The organism is Streptomyces ficellus, from assembly GCF_030406405.1.
Lineage (GTDB): Bacteria > Actinomycetota > Actinomycetes > Streptomycetales > Streptomycetaceae > Streptomyces > Streptomyces ficellus_B.
In genome coordinates, this window is sequence record NZ_JAUEPL010000011.1 from 91,777 (window position 1) to 113,640 (window position 21,864).

A 21,864-nucleotide genomic window follows, 5' to 3' on the forward strand; every position below is an offset into this window, starting at 1 on the left:
CGGGCACCATGGGGTAACCCCGCGCGCCGTGCTCCATCCTGGGTCCTGTCCCATCGATCAGGTCGGATCGGGGAGCGGCCCGCCGCGGCAGCGGCTGGTGTCACCGCGGGCACGCGAGCCCGGGAAGATCGGCCGGACAGGGCCTAGACCCTGAGCCAGGTGCGGCGGTCGCGGGCCGTCGCGTACAGCGTCTCGACGTCCGCCGGTTTCAGTACACCACCGAGCCGCGCCAGGGTCGGGATCTCGCCGTCCCGCAGCACCCGTACGTCCGCGGGGCCGGACGGCACGTCCAGGCGGCCCGGTTCCGCGACGGCGAGGACCGGGCGCACGGCTGTGGCCAGCGCGTGTGCGGCCCGTTCGGCGTCGCGGCGCGCCCAGCGCAGGTGCGCGAGCGGCTCCGCGCGGCCGGTGGCGACCGACTCGCCGGCGATGCGGACCCGGCGGCCACCGGCCGCGAGGGTGCGTACCGCGAGCACGCCGGCGGGGCCGATCGCCAGGTGGTCGATGCGGGCGGCGCCCGGCAGGGGTACGCAGTGCAGGACCCGCCAGCCCGCGCCGTCGAGCCGGTCCAGGGCGGCGCCGACGCGCTGCTGGGCGGCCAGCTCGGCGAGGCGCGGATCGGTGCGGAAGCGGCGCGCGGGGGTGGCGTCGAGTGCGGCGTGCAGGGCCTCGCCGGGGCGGTTGGGGGCGAGGTCGTCGTCGGGGTGGAGACTGAGGCGGGCCAGGTCGGAGGGGGTGGGCACGGGTGGCGGGCCGACGGTGACCGCGCCGGTGACGTAGGGCGCGAGGGCCGCGACGACCTCGGCCTCGTACGCCTCGGACAGCACGCTGACGTGGCCGCTGTCCCGGTCGTACCAGGCGATGTCCCGGCCGTCCGGGAGACTGACCCAGAGCCGGTCGCGGCCGTGTCGGCGGACCGGTGTGACACGCAGTGCGGACATGCCCCATCACCCCCACGCCCATGGGAACAGCCGTGCCCGGCGACGGCAAGGGAGGGCGGCCGGGCGTGTCCGATTGGCGGGTCATGGCGGTCGGTGGTGTGGTGCACTATTGCCCCCAAGTGCAGTGTTCGCGGGGAGGGACGGCATGTTCACGGGGATCGACGAGGTCGACTGGGCCTCGCTGGGTCATGCCTACGGTCCGGCAGACGACGTGCCCGCGCTGCTGCGCGGGCTGGCCTCATCCGATCCAGCGGAGCGGGAGATCGCGCTGGACGGCATGTACGGCTCGGTGCACCACCAGGGCGATGTGTACGACTCGACGCTGGCCTGCATTCCCTTCCTGCTGGAGCTGGTGGCGACCCCGGAGGTCCAGGACCGCGGCTGCATCATCGAGCTGCTGACCAGCATCGGCGGTATCGACCTGGGCGGCGACGACGAGCTGGACGAACTGGACCCGGACGACGAGGAGTTCGAGGACGCGGCGAACTACGCGATGGCGTCGGCCGCCGTCGCCGCCGGCGCCGATGTGTTCCTGGAGCTGGTCGGTGACGGCGACCGGGAGGTGCGGCTCGCGGCTCCCGGTGCCCTCGCCTCGCTGCACGGGGACCCGGCGCGGGTGCTGGCGCTGCTGCGGGAGCGGCTGACCGTCGAGACGGACACCGAGGTGCGCCTCGCGCTGGTGGAGGCGGTGGGCCGGATCGCGCTGCGGTACGAGTCGCTGCGCGACGAGATCGTGGACTGGCTCGGCTGGCTCATGGGCGCCGCCCAGGACCCGGCGCTGCGGCTGGCGGCGCTCACGCAGCTGGCGCGGTGCGCGCCCGCGCGGCTGCCGGGGGATGTCGTGGCGACGGTGACCGGGCTGCTGGCCCAGCTGCGGGAGGCGCCGGGAAGAGCGCCCGACGTGCACGCGAGGGAGCTGAGGGACCTGATGGACCTCATGGACCTGATGGATCCCGTGGCGCCGCGGCCGCCGTCACCGACGCTGCTGGGGCAGTTGCGGGAGCTGCGGGAGGAGCAGCGGGCCGGGCGCGGCACGGCCTGGACGGACGATCTGCTGCGGACGCTGCACAGCGCTCTGGACGACCGGGTCGAGGACCGGATCGCGCTGGTCACCGCCCAGCTGCGGAGCCCCGACTGGGGGCAGCGGGCGGACGCGGTGTGGATGTGCGGCGGGCTGGTGCGGACGTGGCGGGGCGCGTACGACGAGGTGGTGCGGCTGGTCGGGGCGCAGCTGGCGGACCCCGAGCCGCGGCTGCGGGAGGCCGCCGTGGCGTGGCTGGAGGGCCTGTTCGAGGTGGCCCGCCCCGCCGCGGACGCCCTGGCGGCGACGGTGGCGGCCCACCCGGCCCCGTGGGCCCTGGACGGGGCGGACGGCCGGTGCGGGGACGGGCGCTCCGGCGGCGGGTCCGGGAGCGGCGGGCTTGGGAGCGGCCGCTCCGGGAGCGGGCGGCCCGGGCCGGGCAACGCGCTGCTTGCGCTCACCAGAACCGGTGACGCGCGGGCGGTTCCGGTGCTGGCCCAGGCGCTGGAACAGCCCGAGCTGAATCGCCGGCTCACCTACGCCATCACGCACCTGGGCGAGGACGGTGCCCCGTTGGTGCCCGCGCTGCGGCACCGGCTGGGCGCCCTGCGGCTGGACGACGACCTCAGCGAGGAGGCGGGCCCGCTGCTGCTGGCGCTGGCGCACCTGGGCGCGGCGGAGGCGCTGCCGGAGGTGCTGCGGGTGCTGCGGGGGGCGCCCGCGTTCCGCCGGGAGTGGGTGGTGGAGTCGTCGCTGCGGGCGCTGACCGCGTTCGGGCCGGCGGCGCGCGAGGCGGTGGGCGATCTGCGGGCGCTGCTGGAGGACGGCTCGGTGACGGTGGTGTCGTCGGCGGCGCGTGCCCTGTGGTCGGTGGCCGGCGACGCCGGTGCGGTGCTGCCGAAGCTGCGCGCGCTGCTGCTGGCGCCGGACGCCGGTCACCGGCGGGAGGCGGCGTGGGCGGTCGGGGCGATGGGGCCGGCGGGGGCGGCGGCGGTGCCGGAGCTGCGGGCGTGCCTGGTGGCGCCGAGCGTATGGCTGCGGGTGGACGCGGCGGTCGCGCTGTGCCGGGTGACCGGGGAGGTGCGGGAGGAGGAGGCGCTACCGGTGCTGGTGGCGGCCTGGCGGGAGAACCGGCACACGCGCGTGGAGATCGCCGAGTGCCTCGCCGAGCTGGGACCCGCGCCGGCGGAGGCGGCCGTGCTGCTGCGGGCCGAGCTGGCGCGCTCGCGCCGGCACAACGTGTCGGAGGGCAGCTCGGGGGACCATGACGTCCACCACGACGAGAAGCTGCTCGCGCTGTGCCGGCGGGCGCTGGGCCACTCCGGCGCGTGAGGCACGAGACGTACGCCGTGGCGTAGGAGACCTACGAGACGAACGAGATCTACGAGACCTACGAGACGTACGCATCGACAAAAGGGACTTCCGTACGAATATGGTTTAACGGAAAGACCGACCGTCCGGGAGTACAGGAGCACCGTGAGCCCGTATCGCCCTGCCGCGTGCGCGGCGCTCCTGGTGCCCGGCATGGCGGCGGCCGCGCTGCTGCTGTCGGGCTGTGACGACCCGGGCGGGCTCCGGAGCGCGGGCCCCACCCCGACGGCCGCCGGCCCGGTACGGCTGTGGCCCGACCTGCCGCCCGTGACGTCGCCGCCGTACGACTACGGCGAGATCGACACCGCGCAGGTGCCCGGCGTGAAGGTGCCCGGCGGTGACGTCCACCGGGTGAACCCGGTCGCCGTCGTGCAGGCCGAGGTCGCCGCGCACCCCGACCAGTACAGCGGCCCTGACGGGCTCTACGAGGAGACGGCCCGGCGCATCCGGGAGTGCGAGGACAGGCCCCGGGCGTGCCCGGTGATGACGCCGCACTACCGGGACCTGACCGGGGACGGCAAGGACGAGCTGATCATCGGGATCAGGATGCCGGACCAGCAGACCGGGCTGCGGGTCTACATGCCCGAGAAGGGCGGGCTGACGCGGATCATGTCGACCGTCGACCAGGTCGTCGGCGTACAGCTCGCGGGCAGGGACCTGGTGGTACGGGTGGTCTCGGCGGGCATCCCGGGGTACGAGTACCGCACGGCGTGGTCCTGGGACGACCAGCAGCGCACGATGCTGCCCACCCGGGACGAGATCATCCGCGTCAAGCCGGTGCCGCCGCCGCCCACGGCGTCGCCCTCCCCCGGGCCGGGCGCGTAATGCGGCGCCCCCGCCCGCCCGCGTGGATGGTGAGCCTGACGTGGAAGGCCGCCGTCTTCATCACCGTGATGTGCTGCGCGCTGGCCGCGCTGCTGGGCGCCCTGGTGCATGTGTCGGTGACCCGGCAGACGGTGGACGTGGCCCGCGAGAAGGCGCTGGAGCGGCTCGCGGAGGTGACGCACGCGTACGAGGCGGGCGAGCCGCTGCCGCCGTTCGCGGGCGTCGACCCGGACGGGCTGCCGTCCTCGCTGCGCGACCTGGCCGTGCGCGGCCACCGCGGCACGCTGGTGGCGAAGTTCCAGGACCGGCCCACCATGTGGGCGGCCGGGCCCGCCGACGGGCGGGCGCTGGCCGTGCGGGTGGACTACTCGCTGAGCGCGAGCACCATCAGCGGGCTCGACCAGGCGATCGTCGGCTCCTCGGTGCTGGCGATCGGGGCGACGCTGCTGGTGGGCTCGTTCGCGGTCACCCGGGTGACGCGGCGGCTGCACCTGACGGCGCAGGTGGCCCGGCGGATCAGCGCGGGCGACCTGGACGCGCGCGTCAGCGACCCCCGCACGAAGGACCCCTCGCGGCCGCAGGACGAGGTCGCCACGGTGTCGGCGGCGCTGGACACGATGGCGTCGAGTCTCCAAGGACACGCTGCTGAGCGAGCAGCGCTTCACGGCGGACGTGGCGCACGAGCTGCGTACGCCGCTGACCGGGCTGTCGGCGGCGGCCGAGCTGCTGCCCCCCGGCCGGCCGGCGGAAATGGTGCGGGACCGGGTGAGGGCGATGCGGGCGCTGACCGAGGACCTGCTGGAGATTTCGCGGCTGGACGCCCGTACGGAGAAGGTCGACCTCGATGTGCACGCCCTGGGGCCGCTGGCCGAGCGGGTGGCGCGGGCCTCGGGCATGGACGCGGAGGTGCGGATCGTCCGGGACGCCCGCGTGGAGACGGACAAGCGGCGCCTGGAGCGGGTGCTGGGGAACCTGGTGGCCAACGCCCACAAGCACGGCAGGCCGCCGGTGGTGGTGAGCGTGGACGGGCCGGTGGTGACGGTGCGCGACCACGGGCCGGGGTATCCGGCGTACGTGCTGGAGCACGGGCCGCAGCGGTTCCGCACGGAGAGCGGCAGCAAGGGCCACGGCCTCGGGCTGACCATCGCGGCGGGCCAGGCGGCGGTGATCGGCGCGGAGCTCGTCCTCGCCAACGCCCCGGACGGCGGCGCCGAGGCGCGCCTGACACTGCCCCCGTACCGGGACACGCCGGAGCCCCCGGCCGCCGGCGCGGGCGGGGACGCCCCCGCCCGCTGACTGCCTCGTGCGCCCCGGTGCGGGGCGCGTCCTCGGTGACCGCTGCGCCCTCGGTGACCGCTGCGCCCGTTGTGGGCAGTCGTTCCGCTGGGGTCACCCCTGGACGAAGCCTTGGGCGGGGAACGGGTGGGCACAACGGGACGGGGCGAGCCCATTCCCGGTGCCACTGGAGCGGCGCCCGTAGCGGGGCGCTCGCACCGGTGGCGCGGTGCCGTGCGGCACCTGCCGGTGGGTGGGGGGCGTGGCCCCTCCGGGCTCGTCTCCTCGGGGTCGGCGGCCTTGGACACCGCTGAAGGGAGCCCGCCCGTCGCCGCCAACCCCTGTGGGGACGACCCTGCACGGCCCCGCCCCGGCCGGTGGCCATCTGCGGGCCGCGTCAGGTGCGCCGCACACCTGACATAAGGGACATACGCCTCGGCGCTTGCTACGTTGCGGGGCATGACCGCCACGAGGGCCGACGCCCCGCCGCCGCCCGCGCTGCGGCTGCACAAGCGCCGGGGCGTGGAGCTCTCCCTCCTCGTGTGCGCCGTCCTCATCTCCGTCTACGGCTACATCGACGTCGGCCTCGCCCGCAACGGCGCCGTCCCCCCGGACGCCGCCGCTTACGGCGCCGGGCTCGGGCTCCTCGCGCTGCTCGCCCACCTCGCGGTCCGCCTGCGCGCCCCGTACGCCGATCCGCTCCTCCTGCCCATCGCGGTCCTGCTCAACGGGCTCGGGCTGGTCCTCATCTACCGCCTCGACCTGGAGACCCCCGCCGACCGCGCCGCCCCCGCCCAGCTCATCTGGTCCACCCTGGGCGTCGCGCTCTTCATCGCCGTGATCATCGCGCTCATCGACCACCGCGCCTTGCAGGGCTATGCGTACGTGTCCGTGGCCGCCGCCCTGCTCCTGCTGCTGACGCCGATCTTCTTCCCGGCCGTCAACGGCGCGAAGATCTGGATCCGGGTCGGGGGGTTCTCCTTCCAGCCCGGCGAGTTCGCCAAGATCCTGCTCGCCGTCTTCTTCGCCGCGTACCTCGCCGCCAACCACAACGCCCTCGCGTACACCGGCCGCCGCGTGTGGCGGATGCAGTTCCCGACCGGCCGGGTGCTCGGGCCGGTGGTCGCCGTCTGGCTGCTCAGCGTCGGGGTGCTGGTGCTGGAGCGGGACCTCGGCACCTCGCTGCTGTTCTTCGGCCTCTTCGTGATCCTGCTGTACGTGGCCACCGGGCGCACCGGCTGGGTCGCCGTGGGGCTGCTGCTCGCCGGGGCGGGGGCGTTCGTGGTCGGCGGACTCGAACCGCACGTCAACGGCCGGGTCGAGGACTGGCTGCACCCGTTCGCCTCCATCGAAGCGGGCCAGGGCCCCGGCCAGCTCGCCCAGTCGCTGTTCGCCTTCGCCGCCGGCGGGATGCTGGGCACGGGCCTGGGCCTGGGCGACTCGATCCTGATCGGCTTCGCCGCCAAGTCCGACTTCATCCTCGCCACCGCCGGCGAGGAACTGGGCCTGGCCGGTCTGACGGCCATCTTCCTGCTGTACGCGCTGCTGGTCGCCCGGGGCTTCAGCACCGGCCTCGCCCTGCGGGACCCCTTCGGCCGGCTGCTGGCCACCGGCCTCGCGTCCATCCCGGCGCTCCAGGTCTTCGTCATCGCGGGCGGGGTGATGGGGCTGATCCCGCTGACCGGTATGGCCATGCCGTTCCTCGCCCAGGGCGGTTCGTCGGTCGTCACCAACTGGATCATCGTGGCGCTGCTGATCCGGGTCAGCGACTCCGCCCGCGCCCCCGAACCGAGGGGCGCCGAGCCCGGCGCCATCGTCCCCGTCACGGAGGAGGTCCGGTGATCGCCCGGTGATCCGCACCATGCGGCACGCCGCCGCGCTGTGCCTGCTCCTGCTGGCCGCCCTGCTGGTCAACGCGGCCCGCGTCCAGGTCCTCGACGCCCCGTCACTGGACAAGAACCCCGCCAACCGGCGTACGGTCATGGCCCGTTACGCCGAGCCCCGAGGCGACATCCTGGTCGACGGCCGGCCGGTCACCGGTTCCCGGGACACCGGCCAGCAGCTGCGCCACGAGCGCACGTACACCGAAGGGCCGCTGTACGCACCGGTGACCGGGCACGCCTCGCAGACGTACGGCACCACGCTCCTGGAGAGCACCGAGGACCCCGTCCTGTCCGGCGCGAGCCCGCTGCTCACCCTCTTCCCGTTCTGGCACGACCTCAGCCGCACCCGGGCGCCGGGCGGCGACGTCGTCACCACCATCCGCGAACCGCTCCAGCGCCTCGCGTACGACGGGCTCGCCGGCCGGCGCGGCGCGGTCGCCGCGATCGAGCCGTCCAGCGGCCGCATCCTGGCGCTGGTGAGCAGCCCCTCGTACGACCCCGGGCTGCTGTCCGGCACCGGCAGCGAGGTCACCGGCGCGTGGGCGCGGCTCAACGCGGCGCCGGACAAGCCGATGCTCAACCGGGCCATCCGGCAGACCTACCCGCCCGGCTCCACCTTCAAGATCGTGACGGCGGCGGCCGCGATGGACGCCGGGATCGTCACGGACGTCGACGCCCCGACCGACGCCCCCGAGCCGTATGTGCTGCCGGGCACGCGCACGGTACTGCCCAACGAGGCGACCGGCTGCGACAACGCCTCACTGGCGTACGCGATCCGCTGGTCCTGCAACACCGTGCTGGCCCAGCTGGGTGTGAAGGTGGGGCTCGCCGGGATGCTGGACGCGGTGGCGAGGTTCGGCTTCAACGACGGCTCGCTGCGCATCCCCACGGCGGTGGCCCGGTCCAACTTCGACACGGAGCTGACCGTCGACCGGCTGGCGCTCTCCGCCATCGGCCAGTACGACACGACCGCCACCCCGCTCCAGATGGCGATGGTCGCCGCGGCGGTCGCCAACGGCGGGGAGATCGCCTACCCGCACCTGGTGGAGCGCACGACGACCTCGGACGGCGACCCGGTGACGCAGCATGTGCGCCGCACGTACCAGCACGCGATGCGGCCGCCCACGGCCCTGCGGCTGCAACAGCTGATGGTGGACGTCGTCGAGGGCGGCTCGGGCAGCAACGCGGCGATCCCGGGCGCGAGGATCGGCGGCAAGACCGGCACCGCCCAGCACGGCGTGGGGAACGTCGGCACCCCGTACGCCTGGTTCATCGGCTGGGCGCAGGCGGAGGGCTCGGGGCGGCCGGCGATCGCGGTGGCGGTGGTCGTGGAGGACGCGTCGGCCAAGCGCGAGGACATCAGCGGCGCCGGCAGCGCGGCGCCGATCGCCCGCTCGGTGATGGAGGCGGCGCTGCTGGACGAGGCGCGGGACGAGGCGCGGCATCTCGCTCCCCGGAAGGGGACCGTCCCCTCGATCAGGCCCTGATGAGGGTGCGGCCATGGTCTGCGAACTCGCACAGGTCGGCTCGTGGACTCGCACAGGTGGCCATGGCCGGGCCCGGATTCCCGCCCGGCGCCGCACCCGTTCACCCTCCGGACGAGCCTGCCCCCCGGCGCGCTACCCCGCGGTGAGCGGCTTGCGTATCTCGGCGCGGACCTTCAGGGTCAGCTCGGCGGCCGCGGCCAGGTCGATGTCCTCCGGCTGCTGGCCGACCGAGGCGGCGTCGACCAGTCCGACGCCCACGGCGGTGTTGGCGTCACCCCAGGCGCACATCGGGAAGGTGACCTCGTTGCCCGCCTCCGTGTTGGTGAGGACCTCGCACTCCACCGTGACCTCGGACCCGGGCGGGGTGACGTCCTTCGCGGGTATCTCGATCCTGGCGTTCTCGGCGGTTCCGGCGCCCCGCAGCACGCCCCGTCGCTCGGCGTCCGGGTGCTTGATCTGCCCGTAGAGACCGGAGACGACCAGCGCCTTGAGCTCGCCGTCCGACTCGGCGGTGTACTGCGCGACGGCCGCCCCGTCGGTGCGGACGTCAGCGCTGTGCGTCTCGGTCAGCAGCTTCTCGCCCTCGGTGCCGGACATGTCCTGGGCGAGCGTGTACTCGCCGTCCACCAGGGTCTTGGGGACGGTGAGCTTGTACTCGGCCGCGGGGAAGGACGTGCCGGCGCCTTCCATGACCATCTTGACGCCGTAGCCCAGGCAGCTGAGCAGCACGAGCGACCCGGCGACGATGCCGATGACCAGCCCGGTGCGCTTCTTCCTCGGCGGCTGCGGGCCCATCGGTCCGCCGTACATGGGTCCGGCGTACGGCCCGGGGTACTGCTGCGGGAATCCGGGCTGGGGCGGCGGCCCATAGGGACCGGCACCGGCCTGCTGGCCGTAGGGGCCGGCCTGCTGCCCGTACGGGCCGGGGTACGCGGGCGCCTGGCCCTGCTGGTACGGCCCGGGCGGCGGGCCCTGGTACGGGCCGGGGCCGGGCTGGAAGCCGGGCGGCTGCTGAGGCGGAGGCGGCATGGTCATGCCCGTCAGGCTACGTCACCCGAACGGACCCCCGGTCACGCCCCTTTACCGGTCTCTCTCACCCCTGCGCGGCGCCGCCCTCGGCGATCGCGTCGGTCACCTCCGCGACCCTTTCCGCCTCCTCCGCGGCGAAGCGCTCGCGGTCGAGCCGTTCGGCGATCTCCTCGTCCTGGGTCATCAGCAGGTCCAGGTTGGAGTCACCGAGCTCGAAGACGCCCATGTCCACGTACGCCTTCTGCAACCGTGCGCCCCACAGGCCGATGTCCTTGACGCACGGCACGATCCGGCTGAAGAGCAGCTTGCGGAACAGGTGCAGGAACTGCGACTGCTCCGAGAACTCCTCCGCCTCCTTCTTGGAGATGCCGAAGTTCTCCAGCACCTCCACCCCGCGCAGCCGGTCGCGCATGAGGTAGCAGCCCTCGATGACGAACTCCTCGCGCTCCCGCAGTTCGGCGTCGGTCAGCTGCTTGTAGTAGTCGCGCAGCGCCATACGGCCGAAGGCGACGTGCCGGGCCTCGTCCTGCATCACATACGCCAGGATCTGCTTCGGCAGCGGCTTGTCGGTGGTGTCGCGGATCATGCCGAACGCGGCGAGTGCGAGGCCCTCGATGAGGACCTGCATACCGAGGTAGGGCATGTCCCAGCGGGAGTCGCGGAGGGTGTCGCCCAGCAGGCCCTGCAAATTGTCGTTGATGGGATAGAGCATCCCGATCTTTTCGTGCAGGAAGCGGCCGTAGATCTCGGCGTGCCGGGCCTCGTCCATGGTCTGGGTCGCGGAGTAGAACTTGGCGTCCATGTCGGGGACGGACTCCACGATCCGCGCCGCGCAGATCATCGCGCCCTGCTCACCGTGGAGGAACTGGCTGAACTGCCAGGCCGCGTAGTGCTTGCGCAGCTCGCCCTTGTCCCGGTCGGTCATCTTGGCCCAGTGGCGCGTCCCGTAGAGCGTCATCGCCTCGTCCGGGGTGCCGAGCGGGTTGTACGGGTCGACTTCCAGGTCCCAGTCGATGCGCCGGGCGCCGTCCCACTGCTTGTCCTTGCCCTTCTGGTAGAGGGCGAGCAGCCGGTCGCGGCCGTCGTCGTACTCCCAGCTGAAGCGGGCCGCGCCGGCCGCCGGCACCTGCCAGACCGGGTCTCCCGGTTCCTTGCTGTAGAGGTCGTGCGTCGACACGGACGGCTCCTTCGCCTCTCTTGGGTTCCCGCGTACGGAAGGGGTACTCGGCAGGCTCACACGTTGCTAGACGCCGGGTCAACAAGTCGCGTGCGAGGGATTGACGCGCTTACTGACAGGCAGTCTTATAAGGGATGACCCCCGGTAACCCCAACTGCGCGAGGTGCCCTCCGTCATGACGACCGTGACCGAACGCGACATACGTCTGCTCCGCGACGCGCTCGGCCCTCTCCGGGACCGCGAACAGGTCGCCGAGCGCCTGCTCGAATCGTCCGCGAAGCACTCCTTCGATCCCGACAAGGAACTCGACTGGGACGCCCCCGCCGAGGACGGCAAGTGGTTCTGGCCGCCGGAGCTGGTCTCCCTCTACGACACCCCGCTGTGGCGGAAGATGTCCGAGGAGCAGCGGATGGACCTGGCCCGACACGAGGCCGCCTCGCTCGCCTCGCTCGGCATCTGGTTCGAGATCATTCTGATGCAGTTGCTGGTGCGGCACATCTACGACAAGTCCGTCACCAGCAACCATGTCCGCTACGCCCTGACGGAGATAGCCGACGAGTGCCGCCACTCGATGATGTTCGCGCGGATGATCCGGAAGAACGAGGCACCGGCGTACCCGGTCCCGCGCGTCTACCACAACATGGCCCGCGTCCTGAAGACCGTCTCCACCACCCCCGGCTCGTTCGCGGCCACGCTGCTCGGTGAGGAGATCCTCGACTGGATGCAGCGCCTGACGTTCCCCGACGAGCGCGTCCAGACCCTGGTGCGCGGCGTCACCCGCATCCACGTGGTGGAAGAAGCGCGCCATGTCCGGTACGCACGCGAGGAGTTGCGCCGCCAGATGGTCACCGCCCCGCGCTGGGAGCAGGAGTTGACCCGGATCAGCTGCGGCGAGGCGGCCCGGGTGTTCTCCGTCTGCTTCATCAACCCCCAGGTGTACGAGAACGTCGGCCTCGACCGCCGGGAGGCGGTCGCCCAGGTCAGGGCGAGCGGTCACCGCCGCGAGGTCATGCAGTCGGGCGCCAGGCGGCTGACGGACTTCCTGGACGACATCGGCGTGCTGCGCGGCGTGGGGCGCAGGCTCTGGAAGAGCTCCGGACTCCTGGCCTGAGCGGCGCGTCACGGAGTTACGCTGCGGGCATGACCAGTGCCGCCACGCCCGCGCCCGCGTACCGACGGCTCAGCGTCGAGGAGCGCCGCACCCAGCTCCTCGGCGTCGCCCTCTCGCTCTTCGCGCACCGGGCGCCGGAGGACGTCTCGCTGGACGACGTCGCCGAGGCGGCCGGCGTCTCGCGCCCGCTCGTCTACCGCTACTTCGCGGGCGGCAAGCAGGAGTTGTACGAGGCCGCCCTGCGCTCGGCCGCCGACAAGCTGGAACTGTGCTTCGCCGAACCGGCGGTGGGCCCGCCGACGGAGCGGCTCGCCCGCGTGCTGGACCGGTACCTCGCGTTCGTCGACCAGCACGACGCCGGGTTCAGCGCCCTGCTCCAGGGCGGCAGCGTCGCCGAGACGTCCCGGACGACCGCCATCGTGGACGAGGTGCGGCGCGCCGCCGCCGAACAGGTTTTGTTGCACCTGGGCGTACCCGACCCGGGGCCGAGGCTGCGGATGATGGTGCGCACCTGGATCGCGGCGGTCGAGGCGGCGTCCCTCATCTGGCTGGACGAGGAGAAGCGGCCGCCCGCCGCCGAACTGCGCGGCTGGCTGGTCGACCACCTGCTCGCCCTGCTGACCGCGACCGCCGCCACGGACGAGCAGACCGCCGGGGCGGTGGCGGCGCTGCTGTCGCGGGAGACGGCGCACGGCCCGGTCGGCACGCTGGCCCGCCGGGTGGTCCCCGTCGTGAGCGGGGCCGCGCACCTGCTGTGACACTGGTTCCCGTGCGAAGCGAGAACACCCCCTTCTACGGCGGCCCCCTGGACGGCCAGGTCCTGCCGGTCCTGACCGGTGCCACCGGCCACCCGCCCAAGTGGTACGAGGTCCCCGTCCCGGCCGCCGACGGCGGCCCGCCCACCGTGTACGCCTACCGCCGCGTCCCCGCCGGCCACACCAAGCGGCTCGGCCTCCAGCGGGGCTGGAAGTACGAGTACGCCCCGGAAGGCCGCGAACGGCACGGGGTGAAATGGCCCTGGTCCCGACCGAACCGGGACTCCTAGGGCCGCGTCAGGCACGGGCGGCGACCGATCGGCGGCAGGCGCGCGGGCGGAGCGGCATGTTCGCCTCGACGGGTGACCGCTGTGGGCCGATCCGCCCAGTCATGCGTTAGTCGTATCATCCACGGCCGCATGATGCGGGCGGAGGTGATGACATGTCAGGAAAACTGCTGCGGGCCGTCTGCGCGGTGGCGCTGGCCGCCGCGCTGCCCGTCGCCCCGGCGGCGGCCGCCCCTACGCCCGAACCGGAACCCCGGCCCGAGGCCGGACCGGCGTCCGGGCCAGAGGCCGGGTCCGAGGCCGGGTCCGAGTCCTCGTCCCGATCCGGGCCCGAGTCCTCGCCCGCGAGCGTGTCCCAGATGCTCGGCCGGCTGCGCACGCTCTACCAGCAGGCGGAGGAGGCGACCGAGACGTACAACGCCACCGAGGAGGAGTTGAAGGCGCTCACCGCCGAGACGAGGAAGCTCACCGGCGACCTGGTGAAGACCCGTGACGCCCTGGCGCGCGGCCGGGCCGACGCCGGCCGGCTGGCCCGGGCGCAGTATCAGGGCCGTACCGAGTTCTCCGCCGCCCTCCAACTGCTCCTCGCCCGCGACCCCGACCACGCCCTCGCCCAGAACCACGTGATGCGGCGCGCGGCGCGCGAACAGGCGGCGACCGTGGCCCGGCTGGAGAAGGGCGAGAAGCGGGCGGACCAGCTGGCGACGGCCTCGCGCAAGGCGCTGGACCGGGAGCAGACCCTGGCCGAGCGGCAGAAGGAGGCCCGGGACGCCGTGACGGCGAAGCTCAGGGAGGTCGAGGAGACGCTTGCCTCGCTGTCCACGGAGGAGGTAGAGGAGCTGGCCGACCTGGAGGAGACGCAGACGGCGGACGCCCAGCGCGAACTGCTCGCCACCGGCGAGCTGGCCGGCGCCCGTACCCCCTCCGAGCCCGGCGGGCAGGCCCTTCAGTACGCGGCCGAGCAGATCGGCAAGCCGTACGTCTGGGGCGCCGAGGGCCCGGAGTCCTTCGACTGCTCGGGGCTCACCTCCCGGGCGTGGGAGAAGGCGGGCCGTTCCATCCCCCGTACCAGCCAGGAACAGTGGCGCACGCTGCCCAAGGTGCCGCTGCGCGCCCTGCGCCCCGGTGACCTGGTGGTCTACTTCCCCAAGGCCACCCATGTGGCGATCTACCTGGGCAACGGCCTGGTGATCCAGGCGCCGCGCCCCGGCGCCCGCGTCAAGGTCTCCCCGATCGCCGCGAACCCGCTGCTGGGCGCGGTACGCCCCGACCCGGCGGCCCGGCCACTGCGCTCGTACACCCCGCCGGAGCTGCCCACCGGCGCGGCGGCGGGCTCCGACGAGGGGTACGACGAGGGGTAGGGGTGCGACACGGGACGGCGGGGATCAGGCCGGGGTGACCGACGACAGGTACGCCGCCGCCTTGTCCGGGTCGTAGAAGAAGTTCTCGAAGTCGGACGGGTCGTTGAAGCCGTTCGCGATCCGGTGCGCCACCGGCGGGAGCTGGCCGGCCGCGCCGATCAGGTTCAGCACGTGCTCCGGCGGGACGCCCAGCATGGCGTTGGTCCACTTGGTGACGTGCTGCGCCGTCTCCCAGTAGCGGTCGAACGTCCGCCGCATCCACGCCTCGTCGAACGGCTTGTCGCCGTGCTCGGTGATCGAGGCGAGGTACGACGCCGCGCACTTGGCCGCCGAGTTGGAACCCTGGCCGGTGATCGGGTCGTTGGCGACGACGACGTCCGCGACACCGAGGACCAGGCCGCCGCCGGGCAGCCGACCGATGGGGTTGCGTACGGTCGGGGCGTACCGCCCGGACAGGGTGCCGTTGGCGTCGGTCAGCTCGACCTTGGTGGCCCGCGCGTACTCCCAGGGCGTGAACTTCTCCATCAGCTCCAGCGTCAGCGCCAGGTGCTCGGAGGGGTCCTTGACGCCCTGGAAGACGTCCAGCGGCCCGCCCGGGATGCCCTCCCAGAACAGGATGTCCGCCCGGCCGCTCGTGGTCAGCGTCGGCATCACGAACAGCTCGCCGACGCCCGGCACCAGGTTGCAGCGGACCGCGTCGACGTCCGGGTGCTCGGGGCGCGGGCCGAGCCCGTGCACATAGGCGACGGCCAGCGCGCGCTGCGGCTCGCTGTACGGGGAGCGGGAGGCGTCCCGGCCGAACATCGACACCAGTTCGCCCTTGCCCGCCGACACCAGCACGAGGTCGTAGGTACGGGCGAAGTAGTCCAGGTCGGAGACGGCCGCGCCATGGATGACGAGCTGGCCGCCGCGCTGCGCGAAGACCTCCATCCAGCCGGCCATCTTCACGCGCTGGTCGACGGACTGGGCGTACCCGTCGAGCGTGCCGAGCCAGTCGACGGCGCGGGAAGCGTCGGGCGCGGCGACGGAGACGCCCAGACCCTCGATGCGCGGAGCCTGGGACTCCCAGAAGTTGATGCCGAGGTCCCGCTCGTGCTGGAGCGCCGTGTGGAACATGCACTGCGTGGACATCACCCGGCCGGCCCGGATCTCGTCCGCCGTGCGGTTGGACATCAGGGTGACCTCGTACCCCTGCGACTGGAGGCCGAGGGCGAGCTGGAGTCCGGACTGCCCGGCTCCGACGATGAGAATCTTCCGCATCGAGGGTCTCTTTTCCTTACTCAGGGGTGGTTTCGAGGGCGCGGGCGACGAGCGCCAGCAGCGACTCGACCACCGTGATGCGCCGGCGGGCATCCATGATCACGATCGGTACGTCCGGCGGCACCGTGAGGGCCTCGCGGACGTCCTCCGGCTCGAACAGCTCGGTGCCCTCGAAGTGGTTGACCGCCACGACGTACGGCAGTCCGCAGCTCTCGAAGTAGTCGAGCGCCGGGAAGCAGTCGGTCAGCCGCCGTGTGTCGGCCATGACGACCGCGCCGATCGCGCCGCGCACCAGGTCGTCCCACATGAACCAGAAACGCTGCTGTCCCGGCGTACCGAAGAGGTACAGCACCAGGTCGTCGTCGAGCGTGATCCGGCCGAAGTCCATGGCGACGGTCGTGGTGAGCTTCTCGGGCGTCGCGGTGAGGTCGTCGGTCCCCTCACTGGCCTGCGTCATCAGCGCTTCGGTCTGGAGCGGCGTGATCTCCGAGACGGACCCGACGAAGGTCGTCTTGCCCACGCCGAAGCCGCCCGCGACGACGACCTTCGTCGCGATCGGGGCGCGGGTGTGGTCGAGCTGCCAGGACTGGACCTGTTCGTCCTCCTGGGGCCTTGGCCCGGGCGTGGGCTCGTCCACGGGTATCTCAGAGACGGCGGAGACCACTCAGCACCCTTTCGAGCAGTGCGCGATCGGGCTGGCCGGTGCCGTGACCGGTGCCGTACACGCGGATCTTCCCCTGGTCGGCCAGGTCGCTGAGCAGCACCCGGACGACACCCAGCGGCATCTTCAGCAGCGCCGAGATCTCGGCCACCGTACGCATCCGGCGGCAGATCTCGACGATGGCCCGCATCTCCGGCATGACGCGGGAGGCGAGGCCGGCTCCATTGGCCAGCTCCTTGCGCTCCTCGGGAGCTTCGAGCGCGGCCACGAACGTCTCGACGAGCAGGACGTGGCCGAAGCGGGTGCGGCCGCCGGTCAGCGAGTAGGGGCGGACGCGGGCGGGCCGCCGCCCGTCGCCGCGGACCGGCAGCCTGCCGGCGGCGGATGCGGAGGTCATTGGGCACTCTCCATCGACTTGCGCAGCTCGCTGCGGAGTTCGGGTGTGAGTACGTGTCCGGCGCGGCCCACGAAGAGCGCCATGTGGTACGCGATGACGCTCATGTCGCAGTCGGGCGTGGCGTGGACGCCCAGGAGCGAGCCGTCGCTGATCGACATCACGAAGACGCTGCCCTCGTCCATGGCGACCATGGTCTGCTTCACCCCACCGCCGTCCATCAGCTTGGCGGCGCCGACGGTGAGGCTGCCGATGCCGGAGACGATGGTGGCCAGGTCGGCGCTGGAGCCGCGCGGGCCGTCGGACCGGCCCGGACCCACGGGGGCCTTGTTGTGGGCCGGGTCGGAGGAGAGCAGCATCAGGCCGTCCGACGAGACGACGGCCACGGAACGGACTCCCGGCACCTCCTCGACGAGGTTGCCGAGAAGCCAGTGCAGGTTCTTGGCCTCACTGCTCAGTCCGAACGCGCCTGTTCCGTCTCCGGTGCCTGTGCTGGTGCTCGGGCTGGTGCCTGTGCCACTGCCGGTGCCTGTGCTGGTGCCGGTCGTCGCGGTCAACTGCGTGCCTCCTCGACTGTGTCCCCCGTTTCTTCGGTACGTACCGCTTCCACCTGCTGTGTGGTCTCGGCGATCTCCGCCTCGGCGTCCCGGCGCCCGTCCTTGGCGCCCTGGTGGAACCCGCCGAGCCGGCGCCGCAGCGCCTCGGCGTCGACGCCGCCCTTGCGCTCGGCGGGCGGCGCGGACGGCTGGACGATCTTAGGGGTCCGCTTGGGCAGCCCCTTGTCGGTGACGCGCTCCCATTTGGGCTCCCGGGCCCGCTCCTGGCCGCCGTCCCCCTGGTCGTCGGCGCGCTCGTGCGCCGCCTCGTCGGCGTCGGGCGTGGCGTCGGCGTCGGGGACGTCCGGCGTGTCGTCCGGGCCGGGGACGTCCGGCGTGGGGTCCGGCGTGCCGTCCGCGTCGGGGGCGGGGGCGTCGTCCCGGGCGGGGGCGTCGGGCGTGGCCCCCGCCTCGGGGACCTCCGGCGTGACGTCCACGCCGGGGGCGTCGTCCTGGGCGGGGGCGTCCGCTTCGTCGTGCCCGTCCCGGGCCTCGCCGTCCGGGGCCTCGGCGTCCCGGGCCTCGGCGTCCTCCGCCTCGGTGGCGCGGATGGTCGCCTCCGCGGCGGCGACCAGCGGGTCGGCACCGACCGGTTGCCGGAGCCTGCGGACGCCGGGCAGGGCGTTGGAGTTGGCCTCGGCCACCGAGCCGGGGAGATTGAGCGCAGGCGCCGTGCCCGCGACGGTGACCGACGGGGGCAGCTCGGCCGGCGGGGCGTCCGGGAGCAGCGCGGCCGGGAGGACGACGACCGCCGTCACGCCGCCCTGCTTCTGATCGCGCAGCTGGACCCGTACCCCGTGCCGCGCCGCGAGCAGCGCGGTCACGCGGATGCCGAGGCCCTCGCCGTCCTGGTCGGCGTCCGGCTCGGGCTCGGGGTCCGAGAGGCGGGCGTTCAGCTCCGCGAGCCGCCCCTCCGTCATCCCGATGCCCTCGTCCTCCACGGAGAGCATCACCTCGCCGCTCTCCAGCAGCCAGCCGGAGAGCCGGACCTTGGCGTCCGGCGGCGAGAAGGACGTGGCGTTCTCCAGCAGCTCGGCGAGCAGGTGGCTCAGGTCGTCCGCGGCGAAACCGGCGACGTACGCGTGCGGCGGCAGCGAGTGGATGGTGACCCGCTCGTACCGCTCGATCTCGCTGACCGCGGCGCGCAGCACGTCCACCAGCGGCACCGGGCCCTGGTGGGCGTGGTTGTGCTCGTGCCCGGCGAGCACCAGCAGGTTCTCGCTGTGCCGCCGCATGACCGTGGCCATGTGGTCGAGCTTGAACAGGGTGGCCAGCCGCTCCGGGTCCTGCTCCCGCTCCTCCAGCTTCTCGATGACGGCGAGCTGCCGTTCGACGAGTCCGAGCGTACGGAGGGAGAGGTTGACGAACGTGTGGTGGACGCTGTGCCGCAGCCGCTGGAGTTCGGCGGTGACCCGCTCGGTCCGCTCGCGCAGTTCGGCGCGCTGACCGGCCAGCTCGGCGGCCAGGGCCTCACGGGCGGCGACCGCGTCGGTGCGTTCGGCCTCCAGCTTTCCGGCGCGGGCCCCGAGGTCGAGCAGCTTGCCGTGCAGGGTGTTGAGCGACCGTACGACCTGGGCGAACTCGTCGTTGCGGCCGGTGTACCTGACCGGCTCCTCGGTCTGCGGATCGGCGGCGAGCCGCGCGGCTCCGATGCGCAGCACGGCGAGCGGCTGGGTGAGGGTGCGGGCCACGGCGGTGGACACGCCGATGGCGATGAGCAGGCAGCCGCCGAGGAGCGCGATGCGCAGCTCCAGCGCGGTGACGTCGTCGTCGCGCAGCCGCTCCATGCGCCGGACCTCACCGGTGGCGAGCGCGGACTCGACGCCACGCATCTGCTCGATGCGGGCGGTGAGGGCGGCCCGGAGCTTCTCCTCGTCGGTCTTGCGTTCGCCCTCGGACAGCTCGGGCCGGTCGGTGAGGCGGGCGAGGTAGGTTTCGGCGCTCTTGACCTCGGGCCCGGTGACCGTGGCGGCGAGGGAGTCGCGGGCGGCGGGCGGGGCTGCCTGGTCGAAGTCGGCGAGGGCGGCCTGTTCGCGGACGCGGGCCTGCTGGGCGGCGGCGCTGAGCGCGCCGCGCGTACGGTCGGCCTCGTCGCCCGCCGGGTCGTCCGGCTCGACGTACTGGCCGGTGACCGGGTCGTAGACCAGGCCGGTGTTCTTCTGGCCGGGTACGGCGAGCGCGCCGAGCAGCAGGCCGCGGGTGGCGGACGCCTGTCCCACGGCCTGGCCGAGCTCGGCGAGGGCCCGGGTGCCGGAGCCGGCCTCGGCGGCGCGGGCGGGGGTCTTGTCGGCGAGCTCGGCGGCGAGGGCCTGGAGCCTGGAGATGACGTCGGTGTACGCCCGGTAGGCCTCCATGGCGGTGCCCTTGCCGGTGAGGGCGGCGCGCCGGATGGCGGGCAGGCCGGCGAGGTCGCGGCGGAGGTCGGTGGGGGCTTCGGCGCGGATCTCGTCGATCTGCCGGTCGACGCGGGCGCTGTGGGCGGCGTCGACGGCGTGCTCGTCGTCCTTCTCGTCGCGGCCCGCGGCGATGTACGCGGTGACCTCGTCGCGTTCGTCCGCGAGGGAGTGGGCGAGGGTGACCGCCTGCCGGTTGAGTTCGGCGAGGGTGACCATCCGCTGGGAGTCGGTGAGGTCGCCGGACGCGGTGAGGACGGCGGGGGCTCCGGCCCCTATGACGGTGATTCCGACGAGTGCGACGCCGGCGACCAGCCGGCTGCGTACCCGTACGCCGCGGCCGCCCGGTGCCTGGGGATGGCCGGGAGTGTCACTGCGCTTCTGCACCGGTGCTCACATTCTTGAACTCGTCCGCCCATGAAGCAGAGGTGACGACTCATCACACAGGCGCGAGCGCCCCCACCCCTGGTACGGCTTCCGACCATTCCAGCGCTTTTGTTGAAGGGGGCACACGTCCGCCACTCCGCCACCCGAACGAGTGAACAACACTCCTGAGTTGGCGAACAACTCGCCCGGGCACCTGCCGCGGGCCCCTGCACGGGGGCGGGTTGAAAGATCCGCGCGGGCTTTGGCAGGATGCCCGCCCGCACCTTCCCGGAGTGCCGCATTCCGGACCCTGCGCCCATTCTGACCTGCTGGTACAGGCCAACTCGCGTCGCCGGGCGGTCATGTGAAGATCTCATGCAGACTGGGTCCATGCACACCGAGATCTCCTCCGCCCCCGGCGCGCCGGAACGCCCCAACGAGGACTGGGCCTGCGTGGCGGTTCCGGCGTCCGGCCAGGGCGGCACGGCGGTGGTGCTGGACGGGGTCACTCCCCCGCCGGCCGGTGACGGCTGTGTTCATTCGGTGCACTGGTTCACGGCCCGCCTCGGGAGCGCTCTGACCGAACTGTCCGTTTCCCGGCCGGAACTGACCCTGCGGGAGGTGCTCGCGGCGGCGATTCTGCGCACCGCGGACGCCCACCGCGACACCTGTGACCTTTCTCACGTACGTACACCGCAGGCGACGGTGGTTCTGGCGCGCTGGGACGCCGAGGCCGTCGAGCACCTGGTGCTGTCCGACTCGGTGCTGCTGCTCCAGTCACCGGAGGGCGCGGTACGGGCGGTGGTGGACGACCGGCTGGAGCGGCTGCCGCCCGGTTCGCTGGCGAGCGCGGCGGTCTGTGACGCGACGGTACGCAACCGGGAGGGCGGTTTCTTCACGGCCGCGGCCGACCCCTCGGTCGCCGCCCGCGCGGTCACGGGCCGCACGCCACGGGCCGAGGTGCGGGCGCTGTCGGCGCTGACGGACGGCGCGACGCGCTGGACGGAGGTGTTCGGGGCGGGCGACTGGGCGGACTGCCTGGCGGTCCTGCGCAAGGAGGGCCCGCGCGGCCTGATCCGCCGGGTCAGGGAGCTGGAGGCCTCCCCCGCGTTCGTCTGCCCGGGCAAGCGGCACGACGACGCGACGGCGGTGTACGTCGAGCTCTAGGTCGTGTCCTCGCCGCTCGCGTTGAGCTGGTGCAGCAGGCGGGCCAGTTCGGCGACCTCCGCGCGGTCCCAGCCGGCGAGCTTGCGTACGTAGCGGGCGCGGCGGGCGTCGCGTACGCGGCGGAAGCGGGTGCGGCCCTCGTCGGTGAGGCGTACGAGCGAGGCGCGGCCGTCCGCCGGGTCGGGGTCCCGGGCGACGAGCCCGAGGTCTTCCAGGGCGCGCAGCTGGCGGCTCATGGTGGCCTTGCCGACGCCGAAGTACGCGGCGAGCGCGGTGGCGCGCTGGGTGCCGGCCTCCTCCAGCCGGACGAGGAGCCCGTAGGCGGCCGGTTCCAGTTCCGGGTGGACCTCCCGGGCCATTTCGCCGGACGAGGCGCGGGCGCGACGCAGGAAGACCGCCAGTTCGCGCTCCAGGGCCAGGAACTCGTGGTCCACCCCACCGTGGTCCTGGGGCCCGGATTGACTCCTCGTACCGCTTCCGTGCACGTCAGCACCCTTCGCCCGC

The 21,864-nt window shown here is 73.3% G+C and carries 18 protein-coding genes and 1 pseudogene; 10 read left to right on the top strand and 9 right to left on the bottom strand.

The features are described 5' to 3' along the window. Nucleotides 1–143 precede the first annotated feature (143 nt). Nucleotides 144–941: a nuclease-related domain-containing protein gene (locus QWM81_RS10780; RefSeq protein ID WP_290111572.1), complete on the bottom strand. Its 798-nt coding sequence runs from the start codon at nt 939–941 to the stop codon at nt 144–146. 145 nt (nt 942–1,086) lie between these two features. Here QWM81_RS10780 and QWM81_RS10785 point away from each other — a divergent pair, with 145 nt between their 5' ends. The 5 genes and pseudogenes from QWM81_RS10785 (at nt 1,087) to QWM81_RS10805 (ending at nt 8,803) form a co-directional block, all read left to right on the top strand. Then, nucleotides 1,087–3,294: a HEAT repeat domain-containing protein gene (locus QWM81_RS10785; RefSeq protein WP_290111574.1), complete on the top strand. Its 2,208-nt coding sequence runs from the start codon at nt 1,087–1,089 to the stop codon at nt 3,292–3,294. A gap of 144 nt (nt 3,295–3,438) precedes the next feature. Beyond that, nucleotides 3,439–4,158 (top strand): hypothetical protein, encoded by a 720-nt coding sequence (locus tag QWM81_RS10790; protein WP_435372351.1) that lies wholly within the window; start codon nt 3,439–3,441, stop codon nt 4,156–4,158. Further along, a pseudogene (locus QWM81_RS10795) lies at nt 4,158–5,454 on the top strand (ATP-binding protein). Before QWM81_RS10790 ends, QWM81_RS10795 begins: the two are co-directional and overlap by 1 nt. Before the next feature lie 438 nt (nt 5,455–5,892). Continuing rightward, nucleotides 5,893–7,275 (top strand): FtsW/RodA/SpoVE family cell cycle protein, encoded by a 1,383-nt coding sequence (locus QWM81_RS10800; protein ID WP_290111575.1) that lies wholly within the window; start codon nt 5,893–5,895, stop codon nt 7,273–7,275. A 7-nt stretch (nt 7,276–7,282) separates the two neighbouring features. Next, entirely contained in the window at nt 7,283–8,803 is a 1,521-nt protein-coding gene (locus tag QWM81_RS10805) for a penicillin-binding transpeptidase domain-containing protein (RefSeq protein WP_290111576.1), read from the top strand. Between the two features lie 132 nt (nt 8,804–8,935). Here QWM81_RS10805 and QWM81_RS10810 read toward each other — a convergent pair whose 3' ends face one another. Together QWM81_RS10810 and QWM81_RS10815 are read right to left on the bottom strand one after the other, a co-directional pair. Then, the gene (locus QWM81_RS10810; RefSeq protein ID WP_290111577.1) at nt 8,936–9,838 is read right to left on the bottom strand and encodes a hypothetical protein; all 903 of its coding nucleotides are present in this window, start codon (nt 9,836–9,838) and stop codon (nt 8,936–8,938) included. 58 nt (nt 9,839–9,896) lie between these two features. Continuing rightward, nucleotides 9,897–11,009, bottom strand: a complete 1,113-nt coding sequence (locus QWM81_RS10815; protein WP_290111578.1) for a ferritin-like domain-containing protein — start codon at nt 11,007–11,009, stop codon at nt 9,897–9,899. Nucleotides 11,010–11,184: 175 nt separating this feature from the next. Between QWM81_RS10815 and QWM81_RS10820 the strand changes: the two genes are divergently transcribed. From QWM81_RS10820 to QWM81_RS10835, 4 genes are all read left to right on the top strand, one after another. Then, nucleotides 11,185–12,120, top strand: a complete 936-nt coding sequence (locus QWM81_RS10820; RefSeq protein WP_290111579.1) for an AurF N-oxygenase family protein — start codon at nt 11,185–11,187, stop codon at nt 12,118–12,120. Between the two features lie 29 nt (nt 12,121–12,149). After that, entirely contained in the window at nt 12,150–12,878 is a 729-nt protein-coding gene (locus QWM81_RS10825) for a TetR/AcrR family transcriptional regulator (RefSeq protein ID WP_290111580.1), read from the top strand. 11 nt (nt 12,879–12,889) lie between these two features. Further along, on the top strand, nt 12,890–13,165 hold the full coding sequence (locus QWM81_RS10830; RefSeq protein ID WP_290111582.1) for a DUF8847 domain-containing protein: 276 nt from the start codon (nt 12,890–12,892) through the stop codon (nt 13,163–13,165). Between the two features lie 152 nt (nt 13,166–13,317). Next, the gene (locus tag QWM81_RS10835; protein WP_290111583.1) at nt 13,318–14,523 is read left to right on the top strand and encodes a C40 family peptidase; all 1,206 of its coding nucleotides are present in this window, start codon (nt 13,318–13,320) and stop codon (nt 14,521–14,523) included. A 24-nt stretch (nt 14,524–14,547) separates the two neighbouring features. Here QWM81_RS10835 and QWM81_RS10840 read toward each other — a convergent pair whose 3' ends face one another. The 5 genes from QWM81_RS10840 to QWM81_RS10860 all read right to left on the bottom strand — a co-directional run bounded on the left by QWM81_RS10840 (nt 14,548) and on the right by QWM81_RS10860 (nt 20,214). Then, nucleotides 14,548–15,783: a styrene monooxygenase/indole monooxygenase family protein gene (locus tag QWM81_RS10840; RefSeq protein ID WP_290111585.1), complete on the bottom strand. Its 1,236-nt coding sequence runs from the start codon at nt 15,781–15,783 to the stop codon at nt 14,548–14,550. A 16-nt stretch (nt 15,784–15,799) separates the two neighbouring features. Next, nucleotides 15,800–16,447, bottom strand: coding sequence for a GTP-binding protein (locus QWM81_RS10845; protein ID WP_290111586.1), 648 nt, complete (start codon nt 16,445–16,447; stop codon nt 15,800–15,802). Next, nucleotides 16,428–16,841: a DUF742 domain-containing protein gene (locus QWM81_RS10850; RefSeq protein ID WP_290111587.1), complete on the bottom strand. Its 414-nt coding sequence runs from the start codon at nt 16,839–16,841 to the stop codon at nt 16,428–16,430. Before QWM81_RS10850 ends, QWM81_RS10845 begins: the two co-directional genes overlap by 20 nt. Next, nucleotides 16,838–17,296, bottom strand: coding sequence for a roadblock/LC7 domain-containing protein (locus QWM81_RS10855; protein WP_290111613.1), 459 nt, complete (start codon nt 17,294–17,296; stop codon nt 16,838–16,840). The genes QWM81_RS10850 and QWM81_RS10855 overlap by 4 nt, the downstream gene beginning before the upstream one ends. A gap of 95 nt (nt 17,297–17,391) precedes the next feature. Beyond that, a complete protein-coding gene (locus QWM81_RS10860) occupies nt 17,392–20,214 on the bottom strand; it encodes a sensor histidine kinase (RefSeq protein WP_290111588.1) in 2,823 nt (940 codons plus the stop codon). 369 nt (nt 20,215–20,583) lie between these two features. Between QWM81_RS10860 and QWM81_RS10865 the strand changes: the two genes are divergently transcribed. Then, complete coding sequence (locus tag QWM81_RS10865) at nt 20,584–21,360, top strand: hypothetical protein (RefSeq protein WP_290111589.1); 777 nt, start codon at nt 20,584–20,586, stop codon at nt 21,358–21,360. Here the strand turns inward: QWM81_RS10865 and QWM81_RS10870 are convergent. Next, on the bottom strand, nt 21,357–21,845 hold the full coding sequence (locus tag QWM81_RS10870; RefSeq protein WP_290111614.1) for a MarR family winged helix-turn-helix transcriptional regulator: 489 nt from the start codon (nt 21,843–21,845) through the stop codon (nt 21,357–21,359). The genes QWM81_RS10865 and QWM81_RS10870 overlap by 4 nt on opposite strands. Nucleotides 21,846–21,864: the final 19 nt, after the last annotated feature.